The organism is Paraburkholderia sp. BR10954, from assembly GCF_040965775.1.
Classification (GTDB): Bacteria; Pseudomonadota; Gammaproteobacteria; order Burkholderiales; family Burkholderiaceae; genus Paraburkholderia; species Paraburkholderia youngii.
Genome location: NZ_JBFRCK010000331.1, coordinates 1 through 255, shown reverse-complemented (window position 1 = coordinate 255; position 255 = coordinate 1). Strand labels below are relative to the sequence as shown.

General features: G+C 63.5%; 1 pseudogene. It reads left to right on the top strand.

Annotation, left to right across the window (positions count from 1 at the left end):
• Positions 1–255: pseudogene (locus AB4Y34_RS42460) on the top strand (acetaldehyde dehydrogenase); the annotation flags it as partial.

The window sequence follows — 255 nt, the reverse complement described above, 5'->3', positions numbered from 1 at the left end:
CGCGCGCCGCGCGGCTTGGCGTCGCGACCACGCATGAAGGCGTCGAAGGTCTGACGCGTCTGCCCGTGTTCAATGACATCGACTTCGTGTTCGACGCGACCTCGGCCGGCGCACACGTGAAGAACGATGCGCTATTGCGAAAGCTGAAACCTTCGATTCGCGTGATCGATCTGACGCCGGCCGCGATCGGGCCGTACTGCGTGCCGGTCGTCAATCTCGACGCGCATATCGGCGCGCCCAACGTGAACATGGTGA